Origin of the sequence: Campylobacter concisus (genome assembly GCF_902460845.1) — a bacterium.
GTDB lineage: Bacteria > Campylobacterota > Campylobacteria > Campylobacterales > Campylobacteraceae > Campylobacter_A > Campylobacter_A concisus_X.
In genome coordinates, this window is the sequence record NZ_CABPVS010000004.1 from 339584 (window position 1) to 352578 (window position 12995).

The 12995-nt window shown below is 42.5% G+C and carries 17 protein-coding genes and 1 pseudogene; 7 read left to right on the top strand and 11 right to left on the bottom strand.

Features of this window, described 5'->3' with window-relative positions; genetic code table 11:
• Window positions 1-64: 64 nt before the first annotated feature.
• From gap to F3H00_RS10585, 6 genes and pseudogenes are all read left to right on the top strand, one after another.
• Window positions 65-1063: a type I glyceraldehyde-3-phosphate dehydrogenase gene (gene gap / locus F3H00_RS06985; protein ID WP_148800752.1), complete on the top strand. Its 999-nt coding sequence runs from the start codon at window positions 65-67 to the stop codon at window positions 1061-1063.
• Between the two features lie 16 nt (window positions 1064-1079).
• Window positions 1080-2282, top strand: a complete 1203-nt coding sequence (locus tag F3H00_RS06990) for a phosphoglycerate kinase (protein ID WP_148800750.1) — start codon at window positions 1080-1082, stop codon at window positions 2280-2282.
• Entirely contained in the window at window positions 2279-2977 is a 699-nt protein-coding gene (locus F3H00_RS06995; protein ID WP_148800748.1) for a triose-phosphate isomerase, read from the top strand. Before F3H00_RS06990 ends, F3H00_RS06995 begins: the two co-directional genes overlap by 4 nt.
• Window positions 2978-3271: 294 nt before the next feature.
• The gene (gene fabI, locus F3H00_RS07000) at window positions 3272-4090 is read left to right on the top strand and encodes an enoyl-ACP reductase FabI (protein WP_149703779.1); all 819 of its coding nucleotides are present in this window, start codon (window positions 3272-3274) and stop codon (window positions 4088-4090) included.
• A 158-nt stretch (window positions 4091-4248) separates the two neighbouring features.
• Window positions 4249-4611: pseudogene (locus tag F3H00_RS10580) on the top strand (DUF2625 family protein).
• A gap of 75 nt (window positions 4612-4686) precedes the next feature.
• Complete coding sequence (locus F3H00_RS10585) at window positions 4687-4923, top strand: hypothetical protein (RefSeq protein ID WP_223155252.1); 237 nt, start codon at window positions 4687-4689, stop codon at window positions 4921-4923.
• A 63-nt stretch (window positions 4924-4986) separates the two neighbouring features.
• Here the strand turns inward: F3H00_RS10585 and F3H00_RS07010 are convergent, their stop codons facing one another.
• The 4 genes from F3H00_RS07010 to F3H00_RS07025 form a co-directional block, all read right to left on the bottom strand.
• Window positions 4987-5958 (bottom strand): phage late control D family protein, encoded by a 972-nt coding sequence (locus tag F3H00_RS07010; RefSeq protein WP_149703780.1) that lies wholly within the window; start codon window positions 5956-5958, stop codon window positions 4987-4989.
• Complete coding sequence (locus tag F3H00_RS07015) at window positions 5952-6143, bottom strand: tail protein X (protein ID WP_149703781.1); 192 nt, start codon at window positions 6141-6143, stop codon at window positions 5952-5954. The genes F3H00_RS07010 and F3H00_RS07015 overlap by 7 nt, the downstream gene beginning before the upstream one ends.
• A gap of 108 nt (window positions 6144-6251) precedes the next feature.
• A complete protein-coding gene (locus F3H00_RS07020; RefSeq protein ID WP_149703782.1) occupies window positions 6252-6626 on the bottom strand; it encodes a phage tail protein in 375 nt (124 codons plus the stop codon).
• A gap of 1 nt (window position 6627) precedes the next feature.
• A complete protein-coding gene (locus F3H00_RS07025) occupies window positions 6628-8856 on the bottom strand; it encodes a phage tail tape measure protein (protein ID WP_149703783.1) in 2229 nt (742 codons plus the stop codon).
• Window positions 8857-8903: 47 nt separating this feature from the next.
• On the opposite strand from F3H00_RS07025, the gene F3H00_RS10350 reads away from it, so the two are divergent.
• Entirely contained in the window at window positions 8904-9071 is a 168-nt protein-coding gene (locus tag F3H00_RS10350) for a hypothetical protein (protein ID WP_188115306.1), read from the top strand.
• A 117-nt stretch (window positions 9072-9188) separates the two neighbouring features.
• On the opposite strand, the gene F3H00_RS07030 is transcribed toward F3H00_RS10350, so the two are convergent.
• The 7 genes from F3H00_RS07030 to F3H00_RS07055 form a co-directional block, all read right to left on the bottom strand.
• Window positions 9189-9413 (bottom strand): phage tail assembly protein, encoded by a 225-nt coding sequence (locus F3H00_RS07030; RefSeq protein WP_054196738.1) that lies wholly within the window; start codon window positions 9411-9413, stop codon window positions 9189-9191.
• A gap of 302 nt (window positions 9414-9715) precedes the next feature.
• Window positions 9716-10228: a phage major tail tube protein gene (locus tag F3H00_RS07035; RefSeq protein WP_021090342.1), complete on the bottom strand. Its 513-nt coding sequence runs from the start codon at window positions 10226-10228 to the stop codon at window positions 9716-9718.
• A 12-nt stretch (window positions 10229-10240) separates the two neighbouring features.
• Window positions 10241-11404, bottom strand: coding sequence for a phage tail sheath family protein (locus tag F3H00_RS07040; RefSeq protein WP_149703784.1), 1164 nt, complete (start codon window positions 11402-11404; stop codon window positions 10241-10243).
• A gap of 2 nt (window positions 11405-11406) precedes the next feature.
• Window positions 11407-12042: a DUF7338 family protein gene (locus F3H00_RS07045; protein WP_149703785.1), complete on the bottom strand. Its 636-nt coding sequence runs from the start codon at window positions 12040-12042 to the stop codon at window positions 11407-11409.
• Complete coding sequence (locus F3H00_RS10355) at window positions 12029-12196, bottom strand: hypothetical protein (RefSeq protein WP_188115308.1); 168 nt, start codon at window positions 12194-12196, stop codon at window positions 12029-12031. Before F3H00_RS10355 ends, F3H00_RS07045 begins: the two co-directional genes overlap by 14 nt.
• Entirely contained in the window at window positions 12193-12459 is a 267-nt protein-coding gene (locus F3H00_RS07050; protein WP_149703786.1) for a hypothetical protein, read from the bottom strand. Before F3H00_RS07050 ends, F3H00_RS10355 begins: the two co-directional genes overlap by 4 nt.
• Window positions 12456-12899: a hypothetical protein gene (locus F3H00_RS07055; protein ID WP_149703787.1), complete on the bottom strand. Its 444-nt coding sequence runs from the start codon at window positions 12897-12899 to the stop codon at window positions 12456-12458. The genes F3H00_RS07050 and F3H00_RS07055 overlap by 4 nt, the downstream gene beginning before the upstream one ends.
• Window positions 12900-12995: the final 96 nt, after the last annotated feature.

The following is a 12995-nucleotide window of genomic DNA, read 5'->3' on the forward strand; positions in this document are numbered from 1 at the left end:
GTTTATATTTGTTTTAAAATTCTTTTTTGTAGAATTAGGCGTAATTATATCAAAAGGAGCTAAGATGTCAGTTAAAGTAGCAATAAACGGCTTCGGGCGTATCGGCAGGTGCGCTGCTCGTATCATTTTAGAGCGAGATGACGTTGAGCTTGTCGCTATCAACGACACGGCGACGCGCGACATGACGCGCTATCTGCTCAAATACGACAGCGTGCATGGCGAATTTAAGCAAGACGTTAAGGTGATAAGCGACGATTTTATAGAAGTAAACGGTAAAAAGATAAGAGTTTTTTCAACAAGAGATCTAAACGAGCTTAGCTACGCAGACTACGGCGCAGACGTGGTTTTGGAGTGTACGGGCAAGTTTTTAACTACTGAAAAATGCGAACCGTATCTAGCTCGCGGCGTCAAAAAAGTCGTCATGAGCGCTCCGGCAAAAGACGACACGGCGACCTTTGTAGTCGGCGTAAACGACGATAAATACGCAGGCGAAGCGATCGTCTCAAACGCAAGCTGCACCACAAACGGCCTAGCTCCAGTGGCAAAGGTACTAAATGATAAATTTGGCATCGTAAAAGGGCTCATGACTACAATCCACGCCTACACAAACGGCCAAAGCTTGGTTGACGTGAAGGCCAAAGACTTCCGCCGTTCGCGCGCTGCAGCCCTAAATATCGGGCCTACGACCACCGGAGCCGCAAAAGCGATCGCTAAAGTGCTTCCCGAGCTAAGCGGCAAGATGCACGGTCAAGCAGTGCGCGTACCGGTCGCAAACGTCTCGATGGTCGATCTAACGGCGGTTTTAAAAAGACCGGCTAGCAAAGATGAGATAAACGAGGCGTTTAGAGCGGCTGCAGAGTCAAATTTAAAGGGAATTTTATTTGTCGATGACGATTATAGGGTTAGTAGCGACTTTTGTACGAGCGCATACAGCAGTATCGTAGCCAGCGACACGACGCAGGTCATCGCCGATGATATGGTGAAGGTCTTTGCGTGGTACGATAACGAGTGGGGCTACTCGACAAGGCTCGTCGATCTAGCTAAGATCGTGGCTACGAAGTAAATTTAAAGGGTGAAAAATGAGTGAAATTTTATCGATAAACGATCTTGAGCTCGGCGACGCGAAGGTATTTGTCAGGTGTGATTTTAACGTGCCGATGGATGAGTTTTTAAACATCACCGACGACCGCCGTATCCGCTCGGCGATACCTACTATCCGCTACTGCCTAGATAACGGCTGCAGCGTAGTTTTGGCTAGTCACTTGGGGCGACCGAAAAACGGCTTTGAGGAGAAATTTTCGCTGCGAGGCGTGGCAAAAAGGCTTTCGAGGTTGCTTGATAGAGATGTGATATTTGCCGAGGACGTGATCGGAGCGGACGCCAAAGCTAAAGCCGCCGCGCTGAAGCCGGGCGAAATTTTACTTCTTGAAAATTTGCGTTTTGAAAAGGGTGAGACCAAAAACGACGAGGCACTAGCCGGCGAGCTCGCTAAATACGGCGAATTTTATATCAACGATGCGTTTGGCGTCTGCCACAGAGCGCACAGCTCGGTTGAAGCGATCACTAAATTTTACGACGAGAAGCACAAAGCGGCGGGATTTTTGCTACAAAAAGAGATAAATTTCGCTCAAAATCTCATCAAACACCCTGCGCGCCCGTTCGTAGCGGTCGTGGGCGGTAGCAAGGTAAGCGGCAAGCTACAAGCCCTGCACAACCTGCTTCCTCGCGTGGATAAGCTGATAATCGGCGGCGGCATGGCATTCACGTTTTTAAAATCTCTCGGCGAAAATATCGGAAATTCGCTGCTCGAAGAAGATCTCATCGAGGACGCGCGAGAAATTTTGCGCAAGGGCAGGGAGCTTGGCGTTAAAATTTACCTACCTGTAGACGTCGTCGCGGCTCAGACCTTTTCGGCCGAAAGCGCCGTAAAATATGTCCCTGCCCAAGAGATCCCGAGTGGCTGGATGGGGCTAGATATCGGACCGGCGTCGATTAGGCTCTTTAAAGAGGTCATCGCCGACGCGCAAACCATCTGGTGGAACGGGCCGATGGGCGTTTTTGAGATGGATAAATTTAGCAAAGGCAGCATCAAAATGAGCCACGCCATCATCGATACACACGCGACTACGGTCGTTGGCGGCGGCGATACGGCCGACGTCGTCGAGCGCGCTGGAGATGCCGACGAGATGACCTTTATCTCAACTGGCGGCGGCGCTAGCTTGGAGCTCATCGAGGGCAAAGAGCTACCTGGCATAAAACCGCTTAGAAAGGCTGCGGAGTGAGGTTTTTAGCAAATTTAAAGTGCAATCACACAAGAGCGAGCTTTTCTAAATACGCTGAAATTTTAGACGCAAATTTAAGCGCAAAAGACGACGTTACGGTGTTTCCGCCCTTTAGCGCGCTTGATCTTGCGGCTCATAAATTTAAACTCGGCGCGCAAAATTTCTATCCGTGCGAAAGCGGCGCTCACACCGGCGAGATCGGTAAGGCGATGCTGAACGAATTTGGCGTAAAAAGCGTGCTGATCGGGCACTCTGAGCGGCGAGAGCTTGGCGAGAGCGAGGAGCTTTTGCGCGCTAAATTCGATTTTGCCGCAAAGGCAGGCTGGCAGATCGTCTACTGCATCGGCGAAAATTTGAGCGTAAACGAAGCTAGCGGAACGAAGGAGTTTTTGGCTAAGCAGCTAAAAAATATCGACCTTGGCTACGAGCGGCTACTGATCGCCTACGAGCCAATCTGGGCGATAGGCACGGGCAAGAGCGCCAGCGTGGAGCAGATCGAAGTGGTTTTAAATTTCATCCGGGAGCAAACGAGCGTACCGCTACTTTATGGAGGTAGTGTAAACGCCGCAAATATCGGCGGGATAGCGGGGATTAAAAACTGCGACGGAGTATTAGTAGGTACGGCGAGTTGGGACGCGTCGAAATTTTTGGAGCTTATACGCGCCCACTCGCATCGCTATACTTCGTTGTCTTAAAATTTTACTCGGTCATTACCTATATGGTAACTCCCGTCACAAAATTTTAAGTCGCCTAGTCTAGCTTCGCGATACTGCCGCTATCAAATTTGGTTTCAAATTTGAATTGCAAAAAAATTTATGTCAAATTGCGAAGGATTTTTCGCTTAGTCAAGGCAAAATTTAAAAAATAAGCGGAGCGAACATATGGTTCGTGAGCATTATTTTTTAAATTTTAACGCAGAATAAGTAGGTCTGCTTGCAGTTGCGAGCTTACGAAGCAGAAAAAGCCAAGCAAATTTTAAAGGAGAAATAATGATTTTAAAAGGCAAAAAAGGTCTCATCGTCGGCGTCGCTAACGCCAAATCTATCGCTTACGGCATTGCCGAAGCTTGTCACGCGCAGGGTGCGCAGATGGCGTTTACCTATCTAAACGATGCGCTGAAAAAGCGTGTAGAGCCGATCGCAGAGGAGTTTGGGAGCAAATTCGTCTATGAGCTAGATGTAAATAACCAAGCCCACCTGGACGGCCTTGCGGATCGCATTAAAGCGGATCTGGGCGATATAGATTTCGTCGTGCACGCAGTGGCCTACGCGCCAAAAGAAGCGCTAGAGGGCGAGTTTGTAAACACCACAAAAGAAGCCTTTGATATCGCGATGGGCACAAGCGTGTATTCGCTACTAAGCCTCACACGTGCGGTGCTTCCGGTGCTAAAAGAGGGCGGCTCGGTGCTAACTCTTACATATCTTGGCGGGCCGAAATTTGTACCTCACTACAACGTCATGGGCGTCGCAAAAGCAGCTCTTGAAAGCTCAGTGCGCTATCTTGCTCACGATCTTGGCGCGCGCGGTATCCGCGTAAATGCGATCAGCGCGGGCCCGATCAAAACGCTTGCGGCAAGCGGTATCGGCGATTTTAGGATGATTTTGCGCTATAACGAGGTAAACAGCCCGCTAAAACGCAACGTCACGACGCATGACGTCGGCAACAGCGCGATGTACCTGCTTAGCGACCTAGCTAGCGGTGTGACCGGCGAGGTGCATTACGTCGACTGCGGCTACAACATCATGGGCATGGGCGACGTGGCTACCGACGCCGAGGGCAATACGATCCTAGCTTGGGACGCAAAATAATCTACTAATACAAATTTGGCGGGGTGACTCGCCAAACTCTTCTTTTAAATTTCATTAAATTTATTGTAACGGTACACAATAAGAGCTCTAGGGTGGCTTATAGATACAAATAAGCCGGGCTTGGGAGCTTGGTTGAAGAACGGCTAAATAAGCTAAAAATGGGTGAAATTTTACTGCGTGATGAGAGTAGGGCACAAAGCGAGCTTTTAGGACTTCAAATAACTACTCGATCGCCGACGGGAGCGCTTATTTATGGGGGTGGTGGCATCGTGATAGACGGAGGTTAGTTATGCCTGCTTGGCTCAGGATGCGAGCAGATGAAGCGTGGAATTTACAGCTTTAACCTTGGCAAAAACTTTAACGAGGCAGGGTAGATGCCTAGCAATTTGCTCGTGACAAACGGTGTTTTGCGTAAATTTTTAGTGATAAAGGGCGGTGCCTTTGGTGGCAAAGCTGGCAATGTCTTTTACTGCGTGCCAGATAGCGGCAAATGGGAGGATACGCAGCTTGACTACTCATAGTTTTTATAATGGTCGCTTTGCGGTGATATATCTAAATTTTGCGAGCTTTACCACTGGGATGGTTGACGCGAGGATGTGAGAAATTTTAGTCTTGATAGGACGATATTTGCGCTACCGCCGATACTTTGGCAAGGCGTCGACATAAAGTTAAGACTAAAAGACATGAAAAAAGATGATGTTTGTATGAATGAATTTTTCATTTTTGCCTTTAAGGGGCGTCTAGTAAATTTATATGATACTTCCAGCAGATCCAGGAGTTTTGCTCTATTTTATTTAAAATTTATAAAAATTATTCATAAGCTACTTAAGTAACCCATCTCACTTTTTTTGTAAAAAAATTTCTCATTTTTAACCTTAATGTAAAAAATGAGATTTTTACCCCTCAAACTCTATGTCTATTTCATACCCACTCGTGCTAAGCTTATGGCTTACTTCTTTTATGCTAAACTCATTTGCTTCTAGCCCAGGAACTTCACCAAATTTAAGCTTGCCGCCTGCTATGATATTTTTCCCTTCGCAGCTACATCTGCCATTTATTCCGCCGCGTTGTAACTCGTTAAGTTTAGCTTCTGCTTGTTTAAAGGCCTCATTATCACTCTTTGGCTGAGCTATCTGCATCTTATATACCTGTTCCCCACTTCCCACCTTAATGCTTTTTACCTTACCAGCTTCAATATCTTGCCACTCTACTATTACGGCTGTATAAGAGTTTCTATTAGCTTCAGTGATCTCTAGCGAGTAAAGATCAGTTAAATTTAGTGTAAAAGTGGGCAAATTCTCGTTTTTTGAAGTATTTGAGGTTTGGCTAGCATCGCCCTTAGCATCTTTGGCTGTTATGATGATGGTATCATTTTTAACGGCCATTAAAAAGCCAAATTTGACGCATAGATCATACAAAAACTCTATGTCGCTTACATTATCCTGGATAACAGAAGTTATGTTTTGGTCACTACCGCTTGTTTTTAAAGATAGTGCATTGGTGCTAGCTATCTTTTTAGCTATCCCAAAAAGCGTTGTATTTTCCCAGCTCACACGTCTTTTCTCTTTTGCAGGGCTTGCAAAATTTACAGCAGTTGCTCTTATCTCGGTAGTTTGGTTTTTATAATCCCTGCTAGCCGTTTGCACGCTAAAAGAGCCACAAAGATAGAGCTCATTTTCATACCCTAACCAAAGCTTAAGCTTATCTCCAAATACTGGCTTTGCATATATACCAAATAGGGTAAAGCTGATTTCATCACTTTCGTTGCCCTCTTTATCGGTAAAGCTTAAGCTTATTAGGTTTTGTCTGATGGTGTTTGTTGTGTCTTTACCACTAGCTTCTAGCTTAAAAGCTGGTTTTCTCACCATAGTTTTGCCTGCTCTTTCGCTGCTTCTTTAATTTCTGGCAAAAATACCCTATCGCCTGCATGAAGTGTTGTGTTAAGCTTTGGATTTATGGTTAGGATTTGCTCAAAAAACCTTAGATGTCCGTAGTGGTTGTAGGTGATAGTATCAAGCCTATCACCGTCTTTAGCTATGTAAATTTTATCCATCATAATCCCTTTTCAATAATTTGGCTCGCACCAGGCGAGCTTAGTCTTTAGTGCGTTTCCAAAGTGCTAAACTTTGGTCGCAAAGATGAGTTTTACTCATCTGCGAAGTCATGAGCTAAAGTCTCGCTTTAGCTCTAGTGAAAAACTTTGCGTAAAAAATGCTCCATTTGGAGTGAAAATCGCTTGTTTTTCACTGATTTTTACTATAACAAAGCGACCAAAATATTTACCATTTCCATTTGTAAGTGGCAAGCTTTGACGTAAGGCAGCTAAGGCATAAAGTGGTTTTAATGCGCCTTGTTTGTCACCGTTATATGGCAGCGTTTGACCCTCTATATTAAGTGCGCTGCTTCCTAAATTTGCACTAAATAAGGCTGGATAGTTTTGTATACGCTCTTGTTCGCTTATACCAAAGTCTGTTTGAGTATCAATACTATTAGTTTGCTCCCATCTAAATTTAAACCCACCAAGATTTAGCACCATATTATCCCCTTACATCCGTATTTTTACGGTTAAACTCATCACGTCTTAGTGCGTCTTTAACACCTTTTACTATTTGGGCTTTAAAGCTCTCTAGGTCAAATTTGCCATTATCTGAGTTAAGTAAAAAATCACCATTAAAGCTAATGTTGATGGCGCCACCACCTGTGCTAGCTGCCACTAGAGCTGGAGCCTCTTTTGCATGAGTATCACTATCTGAGCCAAAAATAGAGCTAAAAAAGCCACCACTATCATCTTTTGATTTTAGCTCACTGCTTGCTTGCTCATCGTCTCCAAAGCCAAAGAATTCTTTTGTCTTGCTCCAAGCACTACTTAGCCCCTTAATGGCCTCACCGACCATGTCGTTTATCCAGCCAAATTTCTCAGCTATCCAGTCAAAAAAACCACCAAAGAGCTCATTCCATATCTTGATAACTGGCTCAAAAATAGCGCTTAAAAAGTCGCTCACTCCTTGCCAAAGATCGCTAAAAAACTTTGTCGTGCTTTCCCAATATGGCTTGACGTTTTCCCAAATTCTCTCAAAAAATGCCTTTACCTCGTCCCAATTTTCCATAAGATAGGCCGCTGCTGTGCCAAGAGCTACTACTATGGCACCAATACCTGTGCTAATAAGAGCAAATTTCATAGCCTTTGTAGCTAGAGTTACCGCCATTAATCCGCTACGCATAACACCACACGCTACACCAAAGGCCTTTGAGGCAGCACTATAAGCAGTAGTGATAGCTAGAGTTGCTCTTAGTCTTGCGCCAACTAGCCAAATGCTAAACGCATGAGCTTTGGCAGCTAGCGTGGCACTTGATATACTCACAGCATGAGCCAACCATCTGAGTTTTGCTATTAAGAGCATAGGATTTAAAAATTTCACTACCCTTATAACTCCTAAAAATCCATCTGCTACACTTAAAAGTGCTATCTTGCTAAGAAGCAACACTGGTTTAAAGATCATAAAGCCAGCTGCAGCGCTAACAACTATGGCACTTAGTCTTGGAAATTTTTCATTTAGCGAGCTTAACACTCCAGCTACCTTACTTAAGATAGAAGCTAATAAATTTGTAAGTGGTAAAAAGGTTTCTCCAAGGCTTGACCCTAGATTTCTCCATGCTTGCGTAACCCTTTCGATACCACTCTTTGTAGTGTTTAGCTTCGTTTGTAGCTCACGCTGCATAGATCCTGTGGCTTCATCCGAGTGTGCCATTTTGATATTTGCTTTAAGAGCATCGATATTTGTTACAAGCCCTGCTATCTCATCGTTAAAATTTCCACCAACTAGATCATAAAGTAGCCCTGCTTGCTTATCTTTATCAGCTCTTGAAATCGCTTCTAAAAATGACGTGATTGCCCCTGCTGCATCTTTTTGTAGGGCTGTTTTTAGATATGTTGCATCCATGCCTATGCTCGCTAGCGCTTCTTGAAAATTTTTACCTTTTTTATCAGCCATTGAGAGTGTGGAGTAAAGAGCATTTAAGCTAGTGCCTACGACTGAGCTAGCTTTGCCAGTGCTTAGCATTGTAGCACTTATGGCACTAGCACTTTTACTATCTAGGCCTATCAAGCTAGCATTTGCAGCTGTTAGTGAAGTAGCCTCAAATATATCAGAAGCATTTGCATTAGTAACCTTATTGTCGAGCAAGTTTACGCTATCAAAGAAGCTATTAAGCTCCTTTATATCGTTCATCTTAAAGCCAACTTTCATATTATTGGCCGCCTTTGATAAGGCTTCAGAGCTCATTTCAAATGCAACTGAGCCGGTTGCAAGCATCTTTGTGTAAGTTACTAGCTCCTCACCGGCTAAATTTATCTTACCGCCGCCAGCTGCAATGTCAGCTATATTACTAAAGCTCTCTCCAAGCTGTGAGCTTAGCCCTCTCATCTCATTTTTTAGCTTAGCTAGGTTCTCATCGCTATCATCAACATACTTTTTTACATTCGCAAAAGCCGCCTCATCATCAATGGCAAGTTTTATTGGCACTCCTATGGCTACCGAGTTTGTAAGATTGCTAAAATTTGTCGTAAGTTCGCCTAAAAGTGCTTTTTGGCTCTCTCTTATTTGGCTAGATAGATTTGACAATCTAGTGTTGTCTAAAGATGTTATGGCTTTTTTTGCTTCTGCTATCTTACCTTTTAAACCATCAAACCCTTTTTTTAGCTCTGATATTTTACTTAGCCCTTTTACTGCTAGACCAATACTAATACCAACTTGTGCGTTATCCATATCTTTCCTTTAAAATACGATATAATCCCTTTTAAAAAGGATTTAAAATGGCTTTAATCATTCCTATTTTTATCGTTTTATTCTTCTTCGTTTCACCAAGTGGCTTTTTTGAAACGTTTATTGCCTTAGTTTTTGGCTTAGGAATACTTGGCAGCCTTATTGGCACCGCTGGCTTAGCAGTAGGTAAAACCAAAGGAGTTATAACTCGCTCTTAGCCTTTAAGATCTTTACTGAAATTTCTAAAAACTCACTAAAATCACTCAAACTAAGATTTATTATCTCGCTATATCCATAGCCTAAAACATGAGCTATAAGGGCGATATTTTCGTTATTTACTCCGCCCTTACATCTAAAAAATCATTTAACACCTTTTGTAAAGACATAAATTCTTTAAACTCCAAATTTTCAACTTCATCTTGTGTCTTATTGCAAAGTGCAGCTATCATATAGATAGTCTTTGCCATATCGCTACCACCATTTTCATCCGCCATCTTAATGGTTCTTACTTTTGGTGCATGCATTTGCCAAATTTCATCTTTTATCTTTATCTCTTTCATTTTCTTTTCCTTTCAAAAATTAATTATGCTTGCCTCACTTCGCCATACTTTGTTGAGTTTAAATTTTTAATACTCACGTATAAAACATACGCTGCGTTTAAAAATTTACACTCGCCTTGTCTGGCTGTGTGATGCTTCGCGATCTAATTATTTATAAGAATTGCTATCGTGCAGTATCGCATAGCTAGGTTAGGCAAAAATTGAAAATCAAACGGAGCAGACATATAGTCTGTGAGTATTGATTTTTGATTTTTAACGCCATATAGCGAAGCGAGACAAACAGGTAGTTTCTCACAAAAACCTTACTCTCCTAAATTTGAGCGAACCCCTGCCATATAATCAACTCCGCCTATAACGCATATCATATTTTCACTATCTTTTAGCACCATCGGCACGCCATCCACGTTGATGTCCACGAAATGAGCTGATAGCTTAATAGTAACTTCTAGCTCTTTTCCGCTTTCAAACTCAGATACTTCATAACTGATAATATCTCCAGTAAAAGCTGCACTAAAAGGCACAGTTTTACTTTTGCCACTTTGGAAAATGCTAGCTTTAAAAAGCCACGGAATACGGTTGGTAAAGCTGTTTAGTCCTAAATTTACCCACATGTTTTTATCTAACACACTAACCGTAAATTCAACCTCTGTTGCCTTTAGCATGCCAGTTGTGTAATTTGTGCTAAGAGCTCCTTTGCTCTCTATCATTTCAAACTCTATTGTGGGGAGCTTAAGCTTTTTTGTTACACCAAGATAGCCGATGCCATCTATATAAACGTTACCTTCTTGGATTACTTGAGGAATTTGTCTTTTCATTGTTTATCTCCTTTATTTGTTTAACTCATCCATCAAAACGCTACCGTATTTATCCACATAGATAAAATCAAGTGTAAGCTGCTTAACGATTGGATTGTTTTGCATTCTGACATCAAGGTAAAATTTACCAGCCGTGATAGTTGCGTCGGTGTTTTTTGCACTCCAGCTAAGCTCATATCCAAGAAGTACCTTTGCTCCAACTAGCTGACGAAGGAGCTCACTAACTGATCTTTTTGCATGATAAAGCTCACTAGCTTTTCTATCTATCGCAAACAGCACTCCCTTTTGGCAAGCTTGCGAAATACGATCAAATATCCTAACACGTGCTAGATCTTGCCAAATAGTATCTTGATCACTCGTTTCGCCACCCCAAGCCCTAAAGCCACTCTCTCTGATAATGGTAGAAATTTTTGCTGCCCTTAGCTCATCAGCCGTGCAAGTCTCACCTAACTCAAAATCCACGTCTATTTGCGTGCCCGAAACTCCTATCATAACTCTATTTGAATAGCTATCTGAGTATCCAAACTCGCTTGCTCCATCTGTATGAGCTATCATGCCGGCTATTCTCGCACTTTGCCCCTCATAGACATAAGCATTCGTTTCATCATCCCAAACCTTGACATTTGGATAAGCGGCAACTAGCCTATTTGTACCAAAATCGCCCATTTTAACAATGGCTGCTGCTGCGTCATCTGCTTTTAGATCTACAATGCCAGTTGCTTTTAGCCTGGTTGCCATCTTTTCTATCTCGCCTTTAATCGCATCTTCATGGCTAAAGCCAGGTGCGATTATTAAATTTGGGCTATAACCAAAGCGTGATTTAGCTTTAGCAAACGCTGTGACGGCACTTTTGCACTCCGTAATCTCATCGTTTGTGTCCTCATCGTCATCTTTTGTAAATACACTTAAAATTATTTGAGTATTTACGGCCTGATCTTCAATACCTTTTAAAGCCCTATAAATAGAGCCTTTTTTAAAAGCTTGGCTCGCATCCTTTTTAGCTTTGTATTTTGCTTCAAGATCTTCAAGCGCTTTTGCTGTTGTCATATAAAAATGTAGGCCATTTTCTAGCACCTCTTCATACCCTGCTATACCAATAGGCGTAGTACTTTCTACCGCTATTGGTCTTGCCGCCTCAGCTGAGACGGTTACATTTACACCAAATTTTGCTGCCATTTTTATTCTCCTTTTTGATTTACTTTTTTAAATGGGTTTATACACCACACCGTTTTTAAATATTTCTTATCATCTTTCTGGGTAAACTCTTTAAAATTTAAAGCATTTGCCCCTGCTATATCCATAAGTTTCCATCCGATATAAATACGACAGTAAAAGCCACTTAAAAAGCCTTTGTATCGAACTACTTTATAAAGTCCAAAACGCTCCCTGCCATCTTTTAAAGTGCAAGTAACTTTACAAAAACCACTCTTTTTACCACCATTACTGGCAATATTGGGATCGCCTAAAGTTTCTATGCTATATGGATTTATATCATCTACTTTGACGCCGTTAATCTCACTTGAAAAGTGTCCTATCTTATTACGCAGGAGCCAAAGAAGCCTTGCTTTATACGTCCTATTGGCTGGCTCAGGATAATGCTCTTTGCGCCAGCCACTATCACCATTGATAGCAGCACACTTACCATCGTAATAGTCGTTTGCATCTTCAAACCACCTAAATATCTTTGGCAAATGCTCATCATCCTTTTTGCAAAATAGTAATGCAACTGGCACAACTACAAATGAGAGAATCTCAAGCATAAGCTCTACTAAAATGATCGCTATAAGACGCAATATCTCTTTACTCTTTAGCATCATTCTCCTTTTTTGATTTCTTGCTTGGCTTCTCACTCTCTTTTGTTTCGCTCTGTTTGTATTCTGGGCACCTAGGACACTCACTCCAAGTGCAGTTACCATCTTTATCTAGTTTTGATGCGCAAATTGCGCACCTTTTTATCCTTACTCTCATTTTTCATCCTTTTTGTTTGGTCTAGTTCTAACAATATCCGTAAATTCGTCGCCATTTAAGTACCAAAATGGCTTTGTGCCATCTTCGTATTGAAATCTGGCAAAGTCATCAGGATGTGTCGCCAAATGGGCGAATACCCTGATAATGTTTGTCATGTTTGAGTTATCCCACTGGTCGCACTTACGTGCCCTTAGAAAAATCACGATAGGGCATAGTAAAATGCCTAAAATTAGCGACAATATGCAGATTATTATGTAACTCACTTTAGCCCCTCTCTTTGAATTATTAGCTCCTTATACTCATTTCTTAAACTCTCTAACGCAGCCGTATTCCCGATAAACAATGCGTGCCTAATATGGTTCTCGCACTCACTTATATCAGCTTCGATCTCGGCTAGTTGTTTAGCTTTTTCATCTATCTTTGGCTCTTTGTTTAGCCCTTTTTCTTGTCCTAGTTCGGTTATTGTTACGGCGTTGTTATCATTGTCATAGTAGGTTTCGCCTCGCTCGTCTTTGATTTGCTCCCACTTACCATTAGTAAAAATATTTGCGTAACCAGCTTTTGGCTCAGTTGGTGCGATCTGTGTTGCGTTTGGTGGCATTAGATAGATCGTTTCACCCTTGCTACTTGCTAGTGGGTCTATCTGGGCTTCTGCCTCGTATAGATATACGTTATTTTTTGTGTCATAGATATAAATTTTCATAAGTTGCTCCTGCTCCTAGTATTTTATTAACACGACCATCGCCATGTTACATGGGCGGTTTTCGTTAGCTGTTGGCACTATTCGGCTAGCATCAAA